20 protein-coding genes are annotated in these 18914 nt (G+C 67.2%); 5 read left to right on the forward strand and 15 right to left on the reverse strand.

All coding sequences use genetic code 11. The features are described from left to right. Window positions 1–107: 107 nt before the first annotated feature. Together BLS81_RS12715 and BLS81_RS12720 are read right to left on the reverse strand one after the other, a co-directional pair. Window positions 108–1397 carry an aminotransferase class V-fold PLP-dependent enzyme gene (locus BLS81_RS12715; RefSeq protein ID WP_093224391.1) on the reverse strand — a complete coding sequence of 430 codons (1290 nt, stop codon included), beginning with the start codon at window positions 1395–1397 and terminating at the stop codon, window positions 108–110. Between the two features lie 207 nt (window positions 1398–1604). After that, complete coding sequence (locus tag BLS81_RS12720; RefSeq protein WP_093224393.1) at window positions 1605–3386, reverse strand: ABC-F family ATP-binding cassette domain-containing protein; 1782 nt, start codon at window positions 3384–3386, stop codon at window positions 1605–1607. Between the two features lie 337 nt (window positions 3387–3723). Here BLS81_RS12720 and BLS81_RS12725 point away from each other — a divergent pair, with 337 nt between their 5' ends. From BLS81_RS12725 to BLS81_RS12735, 3 genes are all read left to right on the forward strand, one after another. Continuing rightward, on the forward strand, window positions 3724–4044 hold the full coding sequence (locus BLS81_RS12725) for a hypothetical protein (RefSeq protein WP_093224394.1): 321 nt from the start codon (window positions 3724–3726) through the stop codon (window positions 4042–4044). Between the two features lie 34 nt (window positions 4045–4078). After that, entirely contained in the window at window positions 4079–4744 is a 666-nt protein-coding gene (locus tag BLS81_RS12730; RefSeq protein WP_093224396.1) for a response regulator transcription factor, read from the forward strand. 150 nt (window positions 4745–4894) lie between these two features. Then, a complete protein-coding gene (locus BLS81_RS12735) occupies window positions 4895–6277 on the forward strand; it encodes a sensor histidine kinase (RefSeq protein WP_093224397.1) in 1383 nt (460 codons plus the stop codon). A 184-nt stretch (window positions 6278–6461) separates the two neighbouring features. Here BLS81_RS12735 and BLS81_RS12740 read toward each other — a convergent pair whose 3' ends face one another. From BLS81_RS12740 to aroQ, 8 genes are all read right to left on the reverse strand, one after another. Next, on the reverse strand, window positions 6462–7469 hold the full coding sequence (locus BLS81_RS12740) for an LLM class flavin-dependent oxidoreductase (protein ID WP_093224399.1): 1008 nt from the start codon (window positions 7467–7469) through the stop codon (window positions 6462–6464). Window positions 7470–7686: 217 nt separating this feature from the next. Continuing rightward, window positions 7687–8361, reverse strand: coding sequence for a DUF1013 domain-containing protein (locus BLS81_RS12745; protein WP_093224686.1), 675 nt, complete (start codon window positions 8359–8361; stop codon window positions 7687–7689). 112 nt (window positions 8362–8473) lie between these two features. After that, entirely contained in the window at window positions 8474–9499 is a 1026-nt protein-coding gene (locus BLS81_RS12750) for a glycosyltransferase family 4 protein (RefSeq protein WP_093224400.1), read from the reverse strand. A gap of 5 nt (window positions 9500–9504) precedes the next feature. Beyond that, entirely contained in the window at window positions 9505–10419 is a 915-nt protein-coding gene (locus tag BLS81_RS12755) for a UDP-2,3-diacylglucosamine diphosphatase (protein WP_093224402.1), read from the reverse strand. An 85-nt stretch (window positions 10420–10504) separates the two neighbouring features. Further along, window positions 10505–11122, reverse strand: coding sequence for a glutathione S-transferase family protein (locus BLS81_RS12760; protein ID WP_093224403.1), 618 nt, complete (start codon window positions 11120–11122; stop codon window positions 10505–10507). Between the two features lie 109 nt (window positions 11123–11231). Continuing rightward, window positions 11232–12590 (reverse strand): acetyl-CoA carboxylase biotin carboxylase subunit, encoded by a 1359-nt coding sequence (gene accC, locus BLS81_RS12765; RefSeq protein ID WP_093224405.1) that lies wholly within the window; start codon window positions 12588–12590, stop codon window positions 11232–11234. Window positions 12591–12713: 123 nt separating this feature from the next. Beyond that, window positions 12714–13196 (reverse strand): acetyl-CoA carboxylase biotin carboxyl carrier protein, encoded by a 483-nt coding sequence (accB, locus tag BLS81_RS12770; protein ID WP_093224406.1) that lies wholly within the window; start codon window positions 13194–13196, stop codon window positions 12714–12716. A 48-nt stretch (window positions 13197–13244) separates the two neighbouring features. Continuing rightward, on the reverse strand, window positions 13245–13679 hold the full coding sequence (gene aroQ, locus BLS81_RS12775) for a type II 3-dehydroquinate dehydratase (RefSeq protein ID WP_093224408.1): 435 nt from the start codon (window positions 13677–13679) through the stop codon (window positions 13245–13247). Window positions 13680–13839: 160 nt separating this feature from the next. Here aroQ and thiS point away from each other — a divergent pair, with 160 nt between their 5' ends. Both thiS and BLS81_RS12785 read left to right on the forward strand, forming a co-directional pair. Then, complete coding sequence (thiS, locus tag BLS81_RS12780; RefSeq protein ID WP_093224409.1) at window positions 13840–14844, forward strand: sulfur carrier protein ThiS; 1005 nt, start codon at window positions 13840–13842, stop codon at window positions 14842–14844. Window positions 14845–14975: 131 nt separating this feature from the next. After that, the gene (locus BLS81_RS12785) at window positions 14976–15146 is read left to right on the forward strand and encodes a CsbD family protein (RefSeq protein WP_093224411.1); all 171 of its coding nucleotides are present in this window, start codon (window positions 14976–14978) and stop codon (window positions 15144–15146) included. A 57-nt stretch (window positions 15147–15203) separates the two neighbouring features. Here BLS81_RS12785 and BLS81_RS12790 read toward each other — a convergent pair whose 3' ends face one another. The 5 genes from BLS81_RS12790 to leuD all read right to left on the reverse strand — a co-directional run bounded on the left by BLS81_RS12790 (window position 15204) and on the right by leuD (window position 18820). Further along, window positions 15204–16841, reverse strand: coding sequence for a thiamine pyrophosphate-binding protein (locus tag BLS81_RS12790; protein ID WP_093224412.1), 1638 nt, complete (start codon window positions 16839–16841; stop codon window positions 15204–15206). A 294-nt stretch (window positions 16842–17135) separates the two neighbouring features. Then, window positions 17136–17480 (reverse strand): Grx4 family monothiol glutaredoxin, encoded by a 345-nt coding sequence (grxD, locus tag BLS81_RS12795; protein ID WP_093224687.1) that lies wholly within the window; start codon window positions 17478–17480, stop codon window positions 17136–17138. An 11-nt stretch (window positions 17481–17491) separates the two neighbouring features. Next, window positions 17492–17725 (reverse strand): BolA/IbaG family iron-sulfur metabolism protein, encoded by a 234-nt coding sequence (locus BLS81_RS12800; RefSeq protein WP_093224414.1) that lies wholly within the window; start codon window positions 17723–17725, stop codon window positions 17492–17494. Beyond that, complete coding sequence (locus tag BLS81_RS12805) at window positions 17725–18048, reverse strand: DUF1476 domain-containing protein (RefSeq protein ID WP_093224415.1); 324 nt, start codon at window positions 18046–18048, stop codon at window positions 17725–17727. The genes BLS81_RS12800 and BLS81_RS12805 overlap by 1 nt, the downstream gene beginning before the upstream one ends. Before the next feature lie 160 nt (window positions 18049–18208). Further along, window positions 18209–18820 (reverse strand): 3-isopropylmalate dehydratase small subunit, encoded by a 612-nt coding sequence (gene leuD / locus BLS81_RS12810; RefSeq protein WP_093224416.1) that lies wholly within the window; start codon window positions 18818–18820, stop codon window positions 18209–18211. Window positions 18821–18914 lie beyond the last annotated feature (94 nt).

Genomic DNA, 18914 nt, shown 5'->3' on the forward strand with positions numbered 1-18914 from the left:
CGAGAGAGGCGAAACACCACCTCCCCGTTCATCCCGAGCGAAGTCGAGGGATGGCCGCGAGCGCTGCGGCAGGTGTCTGGACCTCGCTCGACACGAACGGGTACGGATCACGCGATCCCCTTCATCTTCCGAAACGCATCGAAGCGGTCGAGGAAGCGGTCGAGATCGGCCTTGGACAGATAATAGGGCGTCGAGAGCCGCAGCTTGCTCGGCTCGCCGCCGCGGATGCGGATCTTGTGGTTCTTCCACAGCCACGTCTCCAATTCCATCCGCGAGACCGGCGGCACGTTGACCGTGGTGATCGCGCACCGCAGCGTCGGATCGGGCGAGGTCCAGCTTTCCGCGCCACGCTTGACCATCTCGGCGTGGAGGTAATCGGCCATCTGGCGGTGGCGCTTCTCGATCCGGTCGATGCCGATGCCTTGCGCAAGCGCGATCGACGCGTTCAGCCCCATCATCGTCGGGATGTTGGACGACCCGAACTGCTGGTAGCGCCCGGCCTTGAGCGACAGGTCATCCCACGAATGCGTCACCGTCGTCGGCCACACGCGGTTGATGATGCTGTCGTCGCGCAGATACAGGAACCCCGTGCCCTTGGGCGCGAACAGCCATTTGTGCATCGATCCGGTGTAGAGATCGCAGCCGATGTCGTTGAGATCGACCTTCATCATCCCCGCCGCGTGTGCGCCATCGAACGCCGAGACGATGCCCTTCGAGCGCGCCAGCGCCGAGATCTGCTTGGCCGGCAGCACCACGCCGGTCGAGGTGCTGATATGGCTGACGAAGATGATCCGGGTGCGCGGGGTGATCGCATCGTTGATGCGGTTCAGGATCTCGTCGGGGCTTTTCGGCGGCTTGGGCATCGCGAAGGTCTTGATGACGATGCCGTAGCGCTTGGCGCGAAGCTCCCACGGGGCGATGCCGCTGCCATGCTCCTCGTCGGACATCAGCACTTCGTCGCCCGGCTTCATCTCGAAACCGTTGCCGACGAAGCTGTTCGCTTCGGTGCAATTCCGCACCATCGCGATCTGATCGACCCGCGCGCCCATCAGATCGGCGAAGGGTTTGCGGAACTCCGGCCACGGGCCATAGCCCCAGATCGGATAATCCTCCGGCGCCGCCTGCATCATCTGCTCGGTCTGCTCATAGCTGTCGAACACCGCCTTGAGCACCGGGCGCGGCGAGGAACCGACCGTGCCGTTGTTGAGGTTGACGAGGTCCGCCGGCATCAGGAACTGCTTGCGCAAGGACGCCCAATAGGCGTCCTCATTGGTATCGTAGAGGCCGGGCGCCGGCATCGCGACCGGCGTCAGCGCCGCGGCGAAAGCTTCGCGTCCAAACGGGGCGGCAAGCCCGGCGGCGGTTGCGGTCGCGAGCAGGGAACGGCGGTTGAGCATCGGCACCTCGATTTGGATGGGATGCCGTCGAGCGTAGCGCCTTTGTCACGCTGCGCAATCCATATTCCTGAGGAGAAAGGTCGCCCTGCGCCACCTACCGTCCGTGCTGAGCGAAGTCGAAGCACGTGGCCCCGGACGAGGCGCCTGGCGCACGCACTTCGACTTCGCTCAGTGCGAACGGAGGAGCGCCAGTCCCCTGCGAACCCGTTACCCCTCGACCATCTCCGCCAGTTCGAGCCAGCGCATTTCCGCCGCGTCCTTGTCGTCGCGCGCTTTCGCCACTGCTTTGGTCAGCGCCTCGAACCGCGCGAAATCCTTCGCGTAGAGCGCGGGATCGGCGAGCAGCGCCTCGTCGCGCGCGATTTGCGCTTCCAGTTCCTCGATCCGCTTGGGCAGCAGTTCGTAATCGCGCTGGTCCTTGTAGGTCAGCTTGACCTTGGGCGCGGCGACCGGCGGCGCGGTCGGCTGCACCTTGCGCGGGTTCTCGCGCTTGCCGCCACCCGCCTTCGCCCGGCGCTGCCTCTCCCAATCTTCATAGCCGCCCGCGACGACATCGACCTTCCCCGATCCGTCGAGCCCGAGCGTCACCGTCACCGTGCGGTCGAGAAAGTCGCGGTCGTGGCTGACGATCAGCACGGTACCGTCGAAATCGCCGATCACGTCCTGCAACAGATCGAGCGTCTCGAGGTCGAGATCGTTGGTCGGCTCGTCGAGCACCAGCAGGTTCGACGGTCGCGCGAATTCGCGTGCCAGCAGCAACCGCGAGCGTTCGCCGCCGGAGAGCGTGCCGATCTTGGCGTCGATCATATGGCCGTCGAACAGGAAGTCCTTGAGATAGCCGATGACATGCTTGCGCACGCCTTGCACATCGACCCAGTCGCCGCCATCCGCCAGCACCTCGCGCACCGTCTTCTGCGGCTCCATCTTGGTGCGCTGCTGGTCGATCACCATCGCCTCGATCGTCTGCGCGAACCGGATCTCGCCGCTGTCGGGTTCGAGCGCGCCGGTGAGCAGCTTGATGAGGGTCGATTTGCCCGCACCGTTCGCGCCGACGATGCCGATCCGGTCCTTGCGCGTGATGCGCAGCGTGAGATCGTCGATGATCTTGCGCGGGCCGAAGCTCTTGGAGATGTGCTTCGCGTCGATCACCACCTTGCTGCGCGCGTCATCGGTGCCGATCGTGAGGTTGGCCGAGCCTTGCGGGCCGACCATCGCCGCGCGCTCGGCACGCATCTCGTGCAGCTTGGTGAGTCGGCCCTGGTTGCGCCGTCGCCGCCCGGTCACGCCGCGCAACAGCCAATGCTCCTCGATCTTCAATTTGGCGTCGAGCCGCTGCGCGTTGCGCTCCTCCTCGGCATAGACCTGTTCGGTCCACGCCTCGAACCCGCCGAAGCCGATCTCGGCGCGTCGCATCGCGCCGCGATCGAGCCACAGGGTCTGTTTTGTGAGGCGTGTCAGGAAGGTACGGTCATGGCTGATGACGACGAAGGCGCCACGGAAGCGGTTGAGCCATTCCTCGAGCCAGTCGATCGCGGCGATGTCGAGATGGTTGGTCGGCTCGTCGAGCAGCAGCACGTCCGGGTCCATCGCCAGCGCGCGCACGATCGCGGCGCGGCGGCGCTCGCCGCCCGACGCCGAGGCGGATTCGCGCGACAGATCGATGCCGAGCTGGTCGGCGATCGCATCGGCCTCATAGGGTTGGGGGGCGTCGTCGCCGCCCTGCACGTAATCGCGCAGCGTCGGGAAGGTGCGCAGGTCCGGTTCCTGTTCGAGCATCACGACCCGCGTGCCCGGTACGACGCTGCGGCGCCCCTCGTCGCTGTCGATCACGCCGGCGAGCAGCTTGAGCAGCGTGGTCTTGCCCGCGCCGTTGCGCCCGATCAGCGCGAGCCGGTCGCGCGGGCCGACGTTGATGTCGAGGCCACGAAACAACCAGCCCGACCCCTGGATGACGCCGAGATTTTCATATGCGAGGATAGGTGCTGCCATAGCGTGCGCGCCCTAACGCTTTAGCGCAGCTAAAGCGAGGGCTTCGCGCACGCTCGGCCGGCGGCGCTATAGCGCCGTCCGACGCGGCTTTGCCGCGTCGAGCCTTCTCTCCACGCATTTCCCCACCCGTTCGTGCCGAGCGAAGTCGAGGCGCCTGCACTCCGGATCGCCCCTCGATTTCGGTCGGGGCGAACGGTGGGGGTGGGTGACCGACGCGGGAGTAATCCCGCGTCGCCGGACGGGTTCGGCTTAGCCGACCCGCCGGCCGGCCGCAGCGCGAGCCAGCGTTGCCGCTGCCGCGCTGCGGCATTCACAGGCTGTTCAAGGCCCGGCCACTATGCAACACCTTATGAAGATGCTCGCCGCCTTTGCATTGCCCCTGTTGCTCGCCGCGCCGGCCGCCGCCCTCGCGGCGCCCGCGCCCGAGCAGCAGCGCGACCAGCAACAGGCGTGGCGCCAGCGCCAGCAGGGCCGCATCCTCCCGTTACGCGAAATCGAGGCGCGGGTGCTGCCGGCGATGCGCGGCAGCCAGTATCTCGGCTTCGATTTCGAGGGGGACAGCGGGATTTACACGCTCAAGTTCCTGCGCGATGGCGTCGTCATCTGGGTCGATGTCGATGGCCGCTCCGGCCAGATCATCGGCCGTACCGGCCACTGAGCCTAAATCCGCTGATTTCCAAAAGGGGACTAAGATGCGCGTGCTGATCGTCGAGGACGAACCCAATCTGGGCCAGCAGCTCAAGAACACGCTCGAGGGCGCCGGTTACGCGATCGACCTCGCCACGGATGGCGAGGAAGGGCATTTCCTCGGCTCGACCGAGAATTACGACGCCGTCGTGCTCGATCTCGGCCTGCCCGAGATCGACGGGCTGACCGTGCTCGACCGCTGGCGCAAGGAGGGCAAGGTGATGCCCGTCCTCGTCCTCACCGCGCGCGATAGCTGGTCGGACAAGGTCGCCGGGCTCGATGCGGGCGCCGACGATTATGTCGCCAAGCCGTTCCAGTCCGAAGAGTTGATCGCCCGGCTGCGCGCGCTGATCCGCCGCGCGAGCGGAAACGCCTCGTCCGAGCTGATCGCGGGCGACGTGCGGCTGGACACGCGCAGCGGCAAGGTCACGCTGGCGGGCGAGCCGGTCAAGCTGACCGCGCAGGAATATAAGCTGCTCAGCTATCTGCTCCACCACAAGGGCAAGGTGGTGAGCCGCACCGAACTGATCGAGCATATCTACGACCAGGATTTCGACCGCGATTCGAACACGATCGAAGTGTTCGTCACGCGCATCCGCAAGAAGCTCGGGCAGGATGTCATCACCACCATCCGCGGGCTGGGCTACAGCCTCGAAGAGCCCAATGGCTAAGGCGTTCCCCACATCCTCCCCCGCCAGGGGGAGGTGGCACGCGCAGCGTGACGGAGGGGGAGGGCCACGGAACGGTCGAGAGGCGCCGCAGCCCTCCCCCTCCGTCGCCTTTGGCGACACCTCCCCCTGGCGGGGGAGGATCGGGTCGGCATGACTGAAGACACCGCGCCTGACATCTCCGCGCCCGCTCCGCGCGTGCGCACCACCGGATCGCTCAGCCGACGCATGATCGTCATCGCGGCGGCGTGGATCCTGATCCTGCTCACCGGCGGCGGATTCGCGCTCGATCGTGTGCTCACCGCCGCGATCACGCAGAATTTCGACGATCAGCTCGAATATGTCCTGAAAGCACAGATCGTCTCGTCCGAGATCGGCCCCGATGGCGAGGTGATGTTCACCCGCGAGGCAGCGGACCAGCGCTTCCTCGAACCCGGCTCGGGTCTGTATTGGCAGGTGAGCGCCCCCGGCCAGGAGGCGTTCCCGTCGCGCTCGCTGTGGGACCGGCGGCTCGCTTATGGCGGGCAGCACAACGATCTCGGCGTCCACGTCTATGACAGCGACCAGTTTCCCGACGAGCGGCTGCGCATCGTCGAGCGCGACATCAAGCTGCCCGGATCGCCGGTGCGCTGGCGCTTCCAGGTCGCGCAGAGCCGCGCCGGACTGGACGCGCAGATCAAGATCCTGCGCAGCACGATGCTCAAGAGCTTCGCGCTGCTCGGCTTCGGGCTGATCGTGATGGCGGCGCTCCAGACCTTCTACGGGCTGTGGCCGCTGCGCAAGGTGCGTGAGGAGATCGCGCGGATGCGCGCGGGCAAGGCGCGCCAGATCGAACGCGCGATGCCGATCGAGGTCGCGCCGATGGTCGAGGAGTTGAACGCGCTGATCGAGCATAACGAGAAGCAGGCCGAGGAAGCGCGCCGCCACGCCGGCAATCTCGCCCACGCGCTCAAGACGCCGCTCACCGTCATCATGAACGCCGCGACCGCGCAGGCCGACGATCTCGGCGAGACGGTGATTCGTGAGGCGCGGACGATGCGGCGGCAGGTCGATCATCACCTCGCCCGCGCCCGCGCGGTCGGCCGGCGCGGATCGGCGCACAGCCGCGCCGATGTGTGGCCGAGCCTCGAATCGGTCGAGCGTGCGGTCGCGCGGCTGTACCGCCATGTGCGCATCGACATCGCCGGCCCGAAGGACTTGCAGGTGCATGTCGAGCGGCAGGATCTCGACGAGATGCTCGGCAACCTCGTCGAGAACGCCGCCAAATATGGCGGCGGCAGCGTCTTCGTGACGGTGGGCGCGCAGGCCGGCTTCGTCGAGTTCCTGATCGAAGACGACGGCATGGGCATCCCGGAGGAGCAGCGCGCGCGCATCTTCGATCGCGGCGTGCGGCTCGACAGCGGCAAGCCCGGCACCGGGCTCGGTATGGGGATCGTGCGCGACGTGGCGGAAATCTACGGCGGCACCGTCGCGCTGGAGGAGAGCGAGGATCTGGGCGGGCTGCTGGTGCGGCTGAGGCTGCCCGCCGCGAACTAAGTCCCGTTCGTCCGGGCGAAGTCGAAGGACGGTGGTTCACGGTGCCTCGACTGCGCTCGGCACGAACGGGCCGCCACCTTTTCCCCGTTCGTGCTGAGCGAAGTCGAAGCACGTACCCCGCGCGCCACCGCCTGGGGTGCGCCCTTCGACAGGCTCAGGGCGAACGGTCGTCAGCTTGAAGGATTCAGGCCGCGACAGCCTCTTTGCCGAGCGCCTGCATCGCCCCGGCCGCGATCTCGAGGCTGCGTTTGCGCGCTTCGTGATCGTACATCATGCTCGTCACCATGATCTCGTCGACGCCGGTGCGGGCGATGAACGCCGCGATCCCCTCGGCGACCTTGGCGGGGCCGCCGATCGCCGAGCATTGCAGCACGTGGTCGAGCATCGCATTGCCCTGCGCGCCGAGCGCGGCGCGATAGCCGTGGATCGGCGGCGGCAGCCGGCCGGGCGTGCCGGTGCGCAGCGCGATGAACGCCTGCTGCTGGGAGGAGGCGAGATATTCCGCCTCATCATCGGTTTCGGCGGCGACCACGTTGAAACCGGCCATCAGATGCGGCTTGGCGAGCGCCGCCGATGGCTTGAAGTCGCGCCGGTAGATCGTGATCGCCTCCATCAGCGAATCCGGCGCGAAATGCGACGCGAAGGCATAGGGCAGGCCGAGCATCGCCGCGAGTTGCGCGCCGAACGTGCTCGATCCGAGGATCCATAGCGACACATTGGCGCCCGCGCCCGGCGTCGCGGTGATGCCGGTCTGGCCGTCGTCGGCGAAATAGCTCTGCAATTCGAGCACGTCGCGGGGGAAGGCGTTGGCGTCGCTCGCCAGGGTACGGCGCATCGCGCGCGCGACGCGCAGGTCGGAGCCGGGCGCGCGGCCGAGGCCAAGATCGATCCGGCCGGGGAACAGCGCGTCGAGCGTGCCGAACTGTTCGGCGATCGCCAGCGGCGCGTGGTTGGGCAGCATGATGCCGCCGGCGCCGACCCGGATCGTCGAGGTCGCCGCGGCGACGTGTCCGATCACCACCGAGGTGGCCGCGCTGGCGATGCCGGGCATGCCGTGATGCTCGGCGGTCCAATAGCGGGTGAAGCCGAGTCGCTCGGCCGTCCGCGCCAGATCGGCTGCGTTGGCGAGGCTTTGCGCGACGGAACCGCCCTGAACGACGGGCACGAGATCGAGAAGCGAATAAGCTGTCATGCGCCGGATGTGGGGAGGGGCGGGACGGCTTACCAGACCGGACGGTACAAAAATCCCGGTCGCCTGCCGGCGACCCTTGCAGTGCTATCGTTGAACACTCCCTGCGCCGTTCGTGCCGAGCTTGTCGAAGCACGCGCCCCAGGTGCTGCATTGCCTGGCACGTGCTTCGACAAGCTCAGCACGAACGGGAGGAAGATAATTCGGCGGAGGCGGGCGATTACCGGCGGAACAGCGTCTCGGCGGTCGGCTCGGACGGCGTGATGCCGCCGCTCTCGCCGTTCTCGCCGCGCGCGGCCTGCTCGCGCTGGGCGCGCAGTTCGGTGATGAGCGCCTCGCGGTCACCCTCCAGCCGGGTATCGACCGGCGCCTCGATACCGGCCGCCTTGGCCGCCTTCGCCACCGCGGCGTCGAGCTCGCGCTGCGTGGTCAGGCCCAGCGTGACCGGATCCTTCGGCGTGATGTTGGCGATGTTCCAGTGGCTGCGGTCGCGGATCGCCGCGATCGTGGTGCGGGTGGTGCCGATCAGATTGCCGATCGCGCCGTCCGAAATCTCGGGATGGTTGCGGATAATCCAGGCGATGCCGTCGGGCTTGTCCGAACGCTTCGAAACCGGCGTGTAGCGCGGCCCCTTGGTGCGGCGGACCTGCTCGGGGCCTTTGAGGATCTGCAGGCGATAATCGGGGTTCGCCTGGCCCTTGTCGATCTCTTCCTGGGTCAGTTCGTGCGCGCGCACCGGATCGCGGCCGGTCAGCTTGGTCGCGGCGGTATCGTCGGCGATCGCCTGGATTTCCAGGATGTGCAGCCCGCAGAACTCGGCGATCTGCTCGAACGAAAGCGAGGTGTTGTCGACGAGCCAGGACGCGGTCGCGTGCGGCATAAGCGGCTGGGCCACGAAATACTCCTTCAAAAACGGAAAGGGCCGCCCCTTTCGGAGCGGCCGCAGTAATGCATATGACTTAATGCTTATGCCCCGCCGGGGCAAGCGCCGTGCGACGGGCGCGTAATCAGGCCGCGATCGCCGCGTCGTCCAGCCCGACCGGGGCGAGCGCCTTGAGGAATTGCCGCGCGCTCGCCTCCCAGGTGAAGCTCTGGCCGTAGGCGGCGCAGGCCGCGCGGTCGAGCGTCAGCGCCTGCGCGATCGCGGTGTCGAGATCCTCGTCCATCACGCCGACGCCGGGTTTGAGCACGTCGAGCGGCCCCGTCACCGGATAGGCGGCGACCGGCGTGCCGCATGCCATCGCCTCGATCATCACCAGCCCGAACGTGTCGGTGCGGCTCGGAAACGCGAAGACGTCGGCGGCGGCGTATGCGGCGGCGAGCTCCGCGCCGAAGCGCGCGCCGAGGAACCTCGCATCGGGAAACCGCGCTTCGAGCGCGGCGCGCGCCGGGCCGTCGCCGACGATGACCTTGGTGCCGGGGTGCGACGCGGTCAGGAACGCCTCGATATTCTTCTCGATCGCGACCCGCCCGACGTAGAGCATCACCGGGCCGGGCAGCGCCCGCAGTTCGGCGTCGGGCGCGGTGGCCGAGAACAGCGACAGATCGACGCCGCGCCCCCATTCGCGCACCCGCGTGAGATCGTGATCCTTGAGCGTCGCCTCGATCGAGCGCGTGGAGGCGAGAATCGCCTGCGCGGGGGCATGGAACCAGCGGATATAGCGCCAGACCCATTCGGGGTTCACGCCCGTCCGCGCCGAGACATAGTCCGGGAATTGCGTGTGATAGGCGGTGGTGAACGGAAAATTCTGCGTCAGGCACCAGCGCCGCGCGGCGAGGCACACCGGCCCCTCGGTGGCGAGGTGGATGGCGTGCGGGTTGAAATCGGCGAGCATCTTGCCGACCCCGCCGGTGCTGGCGAGCGCGAGGCGGATTTCGGGATAGGTCGGGCAGGGCAGCGAATAGAACAGATCGGGCGAGACGACGAGCACCTGATGCCCCTGGCGCTCAAGTTCGGCGCGAACGGATTGCAGCGTGCGGACGACCCCGTTGACCTGCGGGCTCCATGCGTCCGTGGCGATCGCGATCCGCACCGCGCTCAGGCCGCCATCATCTCGATCTCCGCGGGCGCCTCGGTCACCGCCTCGGGCGGCTTGCGGGCGGCAATTTCGTCGGCCCAGTGCAACACCTCCATGCGACCGTCGAAATGCTCGACCAAGGCCGTGCAGCCCTCCACCCAGTCGCCATCGTTATAATATTCAACGCCGCCGATATCACGGATCTCGGCGGTGTGGATATGCCCGCACACGACGCCGTCGACCCCGCGCGCGCCCGCCGCTTCCGCGATCACCTGCTCGTAATTCGAGATGAATTCGACCGCGTTCTTCACCTTCGCCTTCGCATGTTTCGAGAGCGACCAATATGGCAGGTTGAAACGGCGGCGATACGCATTCACCAGCCGGTTCAGGGCCATCAAGGTTTCATATGCGACATCGCCGACATGCGCCAGCCATCTGTGCGCGAGCGTGATCGCGTCGAACTCGTCGCCGTGGAGCACCAGTAGGCGGCGCCCGTCGGCGGTGGTGTGGATCGCCTTGCGGCGGATCGAGACGCCGCCGAAGCTCAGCCCGCTGAACTGGCGCATCACCTCGTCGTGGTTGCCGGGGATGTAGATGACGTCGGTGCCGCGCTTGGCGCGTTTCAGGATGCGCCACACCACGTCGTTGTGCGCGGCGGGCCAGTAGAACTTCTTCTTCAGCCGCCAGCCGTCGATGATGTCGCCGACCAGATACATCGTGTCGCTGTCGACATGGTCGAGGAAGTCGATCAGCATCTCCGCGTTGCAGCCGCGCGTGCCGAGATGGATGTCCGAAATCCAGATCGTGCGGTAGCGGAGCCGTTCGGGCGGCGTGCGCTCGGGGATCGCCGGCGTGGAGTTCGCGAAATCGAACAGGTCCGTGACCGAGCCGTCTCCCGGCAGCAGATCCATCGCAATCTTGGTGACGGCGTCCATGCGCATTCCCCGGCCCGGATATCGGCTGAGACCGTGCTATGGCCGGGTTTTGTTACACCTTGAGTCGGGCGGGATGACAGCCGCGTTACGCGGTGATGGCGACATGCCCCGGCTGCGCCGCGACTCGCGCCAGCCATGCCGATACGGCGGGCCAGCGTGCGAGATCGAACCCGCCCTCGCTCGCGACATGCGTATAGGCGTAGAGCGCGATATCGGCGAGCGTGAAGCGGCCGCCGGCGAACCAGTCGGCGCGGGCGAGGTGATCCTCCATCAGCGTCAGTGCCGCTTCCGCCGCCGCCGTCCGGGCGGGAATCTGCGCGCGCTGTGCGTCGGTGAGGTTGGCCTCGCCGATCATCGCGCGCCAGAAGCGCAGCGTCGCGACATTGGGTTCGTGGTTATATTGTTCCCAGAACATCCAGCGCAGCATGTCGGCATGGTCGAAGCGATCCTCGGGGATCAGCGCCGAACCGTGGGCGAGCCACACGCACGCCGCGTTGCTCTCGGGCAGGAAGCTGTCGCGGATCTGGAGGACGGGGATTCGTCCGTTGGCGTTGACGTCGCGCAGGAACGCGTCGGTGCGCGTCTCGCCAGCGAGGATGTCATAGCCGCGTCGCCCGAGCGGAACGCCGAGATGCGCGGCGGTCAGCCGGATCTTGTAGCAATTCCCCGATGGCGCATATTCGTGCAGGATCAGATCGGTCATGGTCGCCCCCTATGCCGCGCCGCTTGTGCCCGCATCGCGCGCGAACACAAGCAAAGCGTGGCGGGGGGCAGATAAGCCGGGCTTATCAACCCGAGCTCATCCACGTCCGTCAGTCCTGATTCTCGGGCCGCGCGAGCCAGTCTTCGAGCCACTTGATCGTATAATCCCCCGCGCGGAATTCGGGATCGTCGAGCAGCGCCTGATGGAGCGGGATCGTCGTCTTGACGCCGTCGATCACGAACTCCTCGAGCGCGCGCCGCAGCCGCAGGATACAGCCCTCGCGCGTGCGCCCATAGACGATCAGCTTGGCGATCATCGAATCGTAATAAGGCGGGATGCGATAGCCGGCGTACAGTCCGCTATCGACGCGGACGTGCATGCCGCCCGGCGCGTGGAAATAGTCCACCCGCCCCGGCGACGGGGCGAAGGTGCGCGGGTCTTCGGCGTTGATGCGGCATTCGATCGCGTGGCCGCGGAACTCCAGCTCCTCCTGCCGCACCGACAAGGGATGCCCCTCGGCGATACGGATCTGCTCGCGCACCAGATCCATGCCGGTGATCGCTTCGGTGACGGGATGCTCGACCTGGAGCCGCGTGTTCATCTCGATGAAGTAGAACTCGCCGTCTTCCCACAGGAACTCTATCGTGCCCGCGCCGCGATAGCCCATGTCCGCCATCGCCTTCGCGACGATCCCGCCCATCCGCGCGCGATCCTCGGGGCCGAGCACGGGCGAGGGGGCTTCCTCCAGCACCTTCTGGTGGCGGCGCTGGAGCGAGCAGTCGCGCTCGCCGAGGTGGATCGCCTCGCCCTTGCCGTCGCCGAACACCTGGAACTCGATGTGGCGCGGGTTGCCGAGATATTTTTCGAGATAGACGGTGGCGTCGCCGAACGCGGCCTTCGCCTCGCTGCCGGCCTGCTGCATCAGCGTTTCGAGCTCGTCCTCGGACGCGCACACCTTCATGCCGCGCCCGCCGCCGCCCGACGCGGCCTTGATGATGACCGGATAGCCGATCCGCGCCGCGATCTCGCGCGCCTCGGCGATGTCGCTGACCGCGCCGTCGGAACCGGGCACCAGCGGCAGCCCGAGCGCGCCGGCGGTGCGCTTTGCCTCCACCTTGTCGCCCATCGTGCGGATATGTTCGGGCTTAGGCCCGACGAAGATCAGCCCGTGCGCCTCGACGATCTCGGCGAACTTGGCGTTCTCCGAGAGGAAGCCGTAGCCGGGGTGGACCGCGTCCGCGCCCGAAATCTCCGCCGCCGAGATGATGTTGGGGATGTTGAGATAGCTCTCGCCCGCCGCCGGCGGCCCGATGCAGATCGCCTGATCGGCGAGCCGCACGTGCATCGCATCGGCATCGGCGGTCGAATGCACCGCCACCGTCTGGATGCCCATTTCGTGGCAGGCGCGGTGGATGCGCAACGCGATCTCGCCGCGATTGGCGATCAGGAGCTTCTTGATTTCAGCCATTGTTGATCGAGACCATGAAAAGGCCAGTCGTTCGCCCTGAGCCTGTCGAAGGGCGTGCAGCGAAAACGGCAGGCGTCAGAATATGTGCTTCGACACGCTCGGCACGAACGGCGGTGGGGTGGTTCATTCCACCACGACGAGCGGCTGATCGAACTCGACCGGCTGGCCGTTCTCGACCAGGATCGCCTTCACGGTGCCGGCCGAGGGCGCGACGATCGGGTTCATCACCTTCATCGCCTCGACGATCAGCAGCGTCTCGCCCGCCGCGACGCGGTCGCCGATGCCGACGAACGGCTTGGCGCCCGGCTCGGCGGAGAGATAGGCCGTGCCGACCATCGGCGACTTGACCGCGTTGGCCGCGCTCGGCGCGGGTGACGCGACGATCTCGGCCGCTGCGGTGGCGGCAGCGGGTGCGGCGGCCGCCGGCGCGGCATAATGCATCGGCGCGGCCGCGACGGGCGGCGCCTTGCGCGCGATGCGGATCTTGCGGTCGCCGTCCTCGACCTCGATCTCGGTGAGATCGGTCGCGTCGAGCATTTCGGCGAGCTGGCGGACCAGATCGACATCGATCCGCATCGCGCCGGAAGTTTCTGTGCTATCGGTCATACGACCCCTGTTGTCCTGTTCTTGCCCTGAATTTGGTGGCGCGTCCTGTCAGAAGCGCGCGGCGGCTTCAAGCGCCAGCATATAGGAATACGCACCGAACCCCGCTATGGTGCCCTTAGCGGCCATTCCGACGTAGCTGTGATGCCGAAATGTCTCGCGCGTGAGCGGGTTCGAGAGGTGGACCTCGATCACCGGCGTCCTGATCCCCTTGATCGCATCATGCACCGCGACCGACGTATGGGTGAACGCGCCGGCGTTGAGCAGCACCGCCTTGGCGCCCACCGCTTGCGCCTCGTGCAGCCAATCGACCAGATGCCCCTCGTGATTGGATTGCCGCACGTCGATCGTCAGGTCGAGCTCGCGGGCGCGATCCTCGAGCATGCCGGCGATGTCGTCGAGCGTGTCGTGGCCATAAATGTCCGGCTCGCGCGTGCCGAGCAGGTTGAGATTGGGGCCGTTGAGGACGAAGATGGTGTCGGGCATCGGACGCTTTCAATTGCGGGCACGGCGCGCACGCCTATATCGTGACGACCATCCTTATCCGTTCGTGCCGAGCGAAGTCGAGAGACCCGCGCACACGGCTCGACTTCGCTCGACACGAACGGCACAGGGCGCGGCGCGCCACCGTAACGCAGGATTCGATATGCATACAGACGGAACTCTCTCGATTCAGGTCAATGGCGAGCATCGCCGCGTGCGTGCCGGGCTGACGCTGGCCGATCTGGCTGCCGATCTCGGCCTCGCGCCCGAAAAGGTCGCGGTCGAGCGCAATCTGTCGGTGGTACCGCGCTCGACGCTCAAGGATGTGCTGGTGGAGGATGGCGACGAGCTGGAGATCGTGCATTTCGTGGGCGGCGGCGACCATGCCCGCGCGGTCGCGCAGGATACATGGAGCGTGGCGGGCCGCACCTTCCGCTCGCGGCTGATCGTCGGCACCGGCAAGTATAAGGATTTCGCGCAAAACGCCGCCGCGCTGGAAGCGTCGGGCGCGGAGATCGTCACCGTCGCGGTGCGGCGCGTCAACGTCTCCGACCCGAACGCGCCGATGCTGACCGACTATATCGACCCGAAGAAGGTGACGTACCTCCCCAATACCGCCGGCTGCTTTGATGCGGAAAGTGCGATCCGCACGCTGCGGCTGGCGCGCGAGGCGGGCGGCTGGGATCTGGTCAAGCTCGAGGTGCTGGGCGAGGCCAAGACGCTGTACCCCGACATGGTCGAGACGCTGCGCGCGACCGAGGTGCTGGCCAAGGAAGGCTTCCTGCCGATGGTCTATTGCGTCGATGATCCGATCGCGGCGAAGCGGCTGGAGAATGCCGGCGCGGTCGCGATCATGCCGCTCGGCGCGCCGATCGGCTCGGGGCTGGGCATCCAGAACCAGGTGACGATCCGGCTGATCGTCGAGGGCGCGGGCGTGCCGGTGCTGGTCGATGCCGGCGTCGGCACCGCGTCGGACGCGGCGGCGGCGATGGAGCTGGGCTGCGACGGGGTGCTGATGAACACCGCGATCGCCGAGGCGAAAGACCCGATCATGATGGCCGCCGCGATGAAGGCGGGCGTCGAGGCGGGGCGGCTCGCCTATCTCGCCGGGCGGATGGGCAAGCGGCGCTATGCCGATCCGTCGAGCCCGCTGTCCGGGCTGATCTGATCCGCCGGGCACGCGCGCCGCATATGATCTAAGTTACTGTTTCGGAACCATGACCGCCTTGGTCCGTTGATACTGCGGGAGTGGTAAGCGTCGGCCAACGACGCGCTTTTCACCCACGCAGGAGACAGATCATGGGCGAACTCGGCGACAAGATCAAAGGCAACATCAACGAGGCGATCGGCAAGGTCAAGCAGCAGAGCGACGACCCCGCCACGCGCGACGAAGGTGCCGCGCAGGAGCTGAAAGGCAAGGGCGAGCAGGTCAAGGGCAAGATCAAGGGCGCGCTCGGCGACGACATCTGAGGCCGCGAAAGCGTTAGGAGAGACACGCCGCCCCGGGGGACCGGGGCGGCGTTTTCATTAGGCGTCGCCCGCGAGCATCGCACCCGCGCTGATCGCGCGCATCTCGGTCTTGAGGTGGAGCAGTTTGACACCGCTATGCGCGAGTGCGCGCTCGAGCGCGGGCGCGAACGCCTCGGTGGTCTCCACCGTCTCCGCCCAGCAGCCGTACGCGCGGGCGAGCGCGGCGAAATCGGGGTTGTGCAGCCGCGTCCCGCTCACCCGGCCGGGATAGTCGCGCTCCTGATGCATGCGGATCGTGCCATAGCCCGCATTGTCGATCACCAGCACCAGCATGTCCACGCCGTGCGCCACCGCTGTCGCGAGTTCCTGACTGTTCATCAGGAAGCAGCCGTCACCCGCGAGCGCGACGACCTGCCGGTCGGGGTGGCGGAGGGCGGCGGCGGTTGCGGCGGGAACGCCATAGCCCATCGCGCCACAGGTCGGAGCAAGCTGGCTGTTGAGCTCATATCGCCAATAGCGGTGCCACCAGCCCGAATAATTGCCGGCGCCGTTGCAGATGATCGTGTCCGCCGGCAGCCGTTCGCGCATCGCCGCCACGCACGGGCCGAGATCGAGCACGAGGCCGGGGCGCGGGGCAGGGGTGGACCAGGCGAGATACTCGGCATGCGCTTCGGCGCCGGTGGTGCGCGGCGGCAGGTCGATCGACAGCAGGCCATCCGCGAACGATGCCATGTCCGCGCAGATCGCCAGATCGGCGCGATAGACGCTGCCGAGTTCCTCGGGATCGGGATGCACGTGGACAAGCGTCTGGCCGGGATGCTCGGGCGTGAGCAAAGTATAGCCATCGGTGGTCGCCTCGCCCAGCCGCGCGCCGACCACCACCAGCAGATCGGCCGCGCGGATGCGCGCGACGAGCTTCGGATTGGGGCCGTAGCCGAGATTTCCAGCCCAGACCGGGCACGTGTTGGGCAGCGCATCCTGCCGCCGGAACGCCGATGCGACCGGCACGCCGCTGCGCTCGGCCCATTGCGCGATGTCGCGCGCCGCCGCATCGTCCCACCCGGCGCCTCCGATGAGCAGCATCGGCCGCTCGGCGCCGCCCAGCGCGCCGCCGAGCGCCGCCATCTGGATCGGATCGGCCGCCTGCGTCACCCGCGTGACGCGCGGCCGATCGACTACCTCGACCACATCCTTGAGCATGTCCTCGGGCAGCGCCAGCACGACCGGTCCCGGCCGCCCGCTCATCGCGGTCGCATAGGCGCGCGCGACATATTCGGGGATGCGGCGCGCGTCGTCGATCCGCGCCGCCCATTTGGCTACGGCTCCGAACATCGCCTCGAAGTTGATTTCCTGAAACGCCTCGCGGTCGCGCGTGCCGCGATCGACGTCGCCGATGAACAGGATCATCGGCTGGCTGTCCTGCATCGCGACATGGACGCCGATCGATGCGTTGGTCGCACCCGGCCCGCGCGTGACGAAGGCGACCCCAGGCCGCCCGGTCAGCGTGCCGTCGGCGCAGGCCATGAACCCGACCCCGCCTTCCTGCCGGCAGACGACGAGGTCGATCGCGGGCGTGTCGTGCAACGCGTCGAGCACCGCGAGGAAGCTCTCGCCGGGGACGGTGAAGATCCGGTCGCATCCCTGCGCGAGCAGTTGATCGACGAGAATGCGGCCGCCGGTGCGCGGATGGGTCATGGCACGTCTCTCAAACGTCTGCCGCTCGGGCGAGCGGATGGGGAAAAGCCGCGACGTATCGGTTCGCCCGAACGTCATTGGACCTGTCGGGAAGCTTTACACCGCCGCGATCCGGCGCGCCGCGTTAACCAGGCCGTGCGAGCAAATCCGCGATCTCGCGCCAATTGGCACGCGCCCTGCACTACACTAATCAGCCGAGCGGAAACGCTTCAGCAGGACGGGCCGATGCTGCCCCCGATCTCGCGTCGGCCCGTCCGCACCCGGCTTTCCCGCGATGCGGACGGTCGATTCCGATCAGGCGGCTTTCAACAGCCCCGCGTCGGTCAGCAATTGCGCCAGTTCGCCGCTCTCGTACATCTCCATCATGATGTCCGAGCCGCCGACGAATTCGCCCTTCACATAGAGCTGCGGGATCGTCGGCCAGTCCGAGAACGCCTTGATGCCCTGGCGCACGGCCTGGTCCTGCAGCACGTCGACGCTGTCGAACTCGACGCCGACATGGTTGAGGATCGCGACGGCACGGCTCGAAAAGCCGCACTGCGGGAAGAGCGGGCTGCCCTTCATGAACAGGAGCACGTCGCTCTTGCCGACCATCTCGGCGAGGCGAGCCTGGGTCTCGCCACTGGTTTCGGTGGTCATCTGGATATCCTTCACTCTGGTACGGCGGTGGTAAGCTGGAGCGCGTGGAGAACGCCGCCCATGCGTTCACCGAGCGCGGCATAGACGGCCCGCTGCTGCTTGAGGCGCGGCAGGCCGCGGAACGTCTCGCTGGTGACGCGCGCGGCCCAATGGTCGCCATCCCCGGCGAGGTCGGTCATCACGACTTGCGCATCGGGGATCGCCGCGACGATCAGCGCCTCGATCTCATGGGCGGCCATCGGCATTATTCGGAGGCCATCAACTGGCGGCGCGCCTCGACGGTATGCTCGTCGATCGCGCGGCGCACCATCGCCTCGTCGCACGCGATATCCGCGGCGGTCAGGTCGCCGAGCAGCTTGCGCACGACATCGTCATCGCCCGCTTCCTCGAAATCGGCATGCACGACCGAGGTGGCATAAGCGTCGGCCTCGGCCTTGGTCAGCTTCATCAGCTCCGCCGCCCAATAGCCGAGCAGGCGGTTGCGCCGCGCGACGATGCGGAACGCCATCTCCTCGTCGCGTGCGAACTTCGCCTCGAACGCCCGCTCGCGCTCGTCGAATGTGGTCATCTGGCTCTCCCCTCGGGCCGCAAAATCTCCTGACCGAGATAGGGAAGGCGATGGGGTGGCGCAACTGGGCGTTAGGCCGCCGATCCGTTCGTCCCGAGCGACGTCGAGGAACATCCCCGGCGCGCAGGTGTCTCGACTGCGCTCGACACGAACGGTTGGTTTATGCCGCCGCGCTCGCGTGGAAGCGTTCGCCGGCCATGAACGGCCGGTCGTGGGCGACGCCGGCTTCATAGCCGGAGATCGCGGCATCGCGCGCCAGCGTCAGCCCGACCTCGTCGAGACCTTCCATCAGGCACTGGCGGCGGAACGGATCGAGCTCGAACGCGAAGCGGTCCTGGAAGGGCGTGGTGACGGTCATGGTTTCGAGGTCGACCGAGACGCTGTCGGTCTTCGCCACCTCGACCAGCCGATCGACCGCATCCTGCGGCAGCACCACGGTGACGATGCCGTTCTTGAACGCATTGCCGGAAAAGATGTCCGAGAAGCTCGGCGCGATTACCGCGGCGATCCCCATGTCGGCGAGCGCCCAGGCGGCATGTTCGCGGCTCGATCCGCAGCCGAAATTGTCGCCCGCGATCAGCACCGGCGCGCCGGCGTAGCGCGGATCGTCGAAGATGTTGCCCGGCTCCGCGCGCACCGTCTCGAACGCGCCTTTGCCCAGCCCCTCGCGCGTGACCGTCTTCAGCCAATGCGCGGGGATGATGACGTCGGTGTCGATGTTCTTCGCGCCCCACGGATAGGCGCGGCCGGAGACTTGGGTGACGGGCTTCATCGGACGAGTGCCTTCAAGGAACGAAAGTGTCTGCCTGCTTGACGCCGACGCCGCGTCAGCGTTCGCCGCTGGTCAGCGTGAGGTTCGGGCGCGC

Origin of the sequence: Sphingomonas sp. NFR15 (assembly GCF_900103265.1) — a bacterium.
Taxonomy (GTDB): Bacteria; Pseudomonadota; Alphaproteobacteria; order Sphingomonadales; family Sphingomonadaceae; genus Sphingomonas; species Sphingomonas pollutisoli.

Excerpts from the sequence above, each read along its gene's own strand:
- BLS81_RS12715 (WP_093224391.1), bottom strand. The coding sequence starts at position 1,397 with ATGCTCAACCGCCGTTCCCTGCTCGCGACCGCAACCGCCGCCGGGCTT.
- BLS81_RS12720 (WP_093224393.1), bottom strand. The coding sequence starts at position 3,386 with ATGGCAGCACCTATCCTCGCATATGAAAATCTCGGCGTCATCCAGGGG.
- BLS81_RS12725 (WP_093224394.1), top strand. The coding sequence starts at position 3,724 with ATGCAACACCTTATGAAGATGCTCGCCGCCTTTGCATTGCCCCTGTTG.
- BLS81_RS12730 (WP_093224396.1), top strand. The coding sequence starts at position 4,079 with ATGCGCGTGCTGATCGTCGAGGACGAACCCAATCTGGGCCAGCAGCTC.
- BLS81_RS12735 (WP_093224397.1), top strand. The coding sequence starts at position 4,895 with ATGACTGAAGACACCGCGCCTGACATCTCCGCGCCCGCTCCGCGCGTG.
- BLS81_RS12740 (WP_093224399.1), bottom strand. The coding sequence starts at position 7,469 with ATGACAGCTTATTCGCTTCTCGATCTCGTGCCCGTCGTTCAGGGCGGT.
- BLS81_RS12755 (WP_093224402.1), bottom strand. The coding sequence starts at position 10,419 with ATGGACGCCGTCACCAAGATTGCGATGGATCTGCTGCCGGGAGACGGC.
- BLS81_RS12760 (WP_093224403.1), bottom strand. The coding sequence starts at position 11,122 with ATGACCGATCTGATCCTGCACGAATATGCGCCATCGGGGAATTGCTAC.
- accC (WP_093224405.1), bottom strand. The coding sequence starts at position 12,590 with ATGGCTGAAATCAAGAAGCTCCTGATCGCCAATCGCGGCGAGATCGCG.
- accB (WP_093224406.1), bottom strand. The coding sequence starts at position 13,196 with ATGACCGATAGCACAGAAACTTCCGGCGCGATGCGGATCGATGTCGAT.
- aroQ (WP_093224408.1), bottom strand. The coding sequence starts at position 13,679 with ATGCCCGACACCATCTTCGTCCTCAACGGCCCCAATCTCAACCTGCTC.
- thiS (WP_093224409.1), top strand. The coding sequence starts at position 13,840 with ATGCATACAGACGGAACTCTCTCGATTCAGGTCAATGGCGAGCATCGC.
- BLS81_RS12785 (WP_093224411.1), top strand. The coding sequence starts at position 14,976 with ATGGGCGAACTCGGCGACAAGATCAAAGGCAACATCAACGAGGCGATC.
- BLS81_RS12790 (WP_093224412.1), bottom strand. The coding sequence starts at position 16,841 with ATGACCCATCCGCGCACCGGCGGCCGCATTCTCGTCGATCAACTGCTC.
- grxD (WP_093224687.1), bottom strand. The coding sequence starts at position 17,480 with ATGACCACCGAAACCAGTGGCGAGACCCAGGCTCGCCTCGCCGAGATG.
- BLS81_RS12800 (WP_093224414.1), bottom strand. The coding sequence starts at position 17,725 with ATGCCGATGGCCGCCCATGAGATCGAGGCGCTGATCGTCGCGGCGATC.
- BLS81_RS12805 (WP_093224415.1), bottom strand. The coding sequence starts at position 18,048 with ATGACCACATTCGACGAGCGCGAGCGGGCGTTCGAGGCGAAGTTCGCA.
- leuD (WP_093224416.1), bottom strand. The coding sequence starts at position 18,820 with ATGAAGCCCGTCACCCAAGTCTCCGGCCGCGCCTATCCGTGGGGCGCG.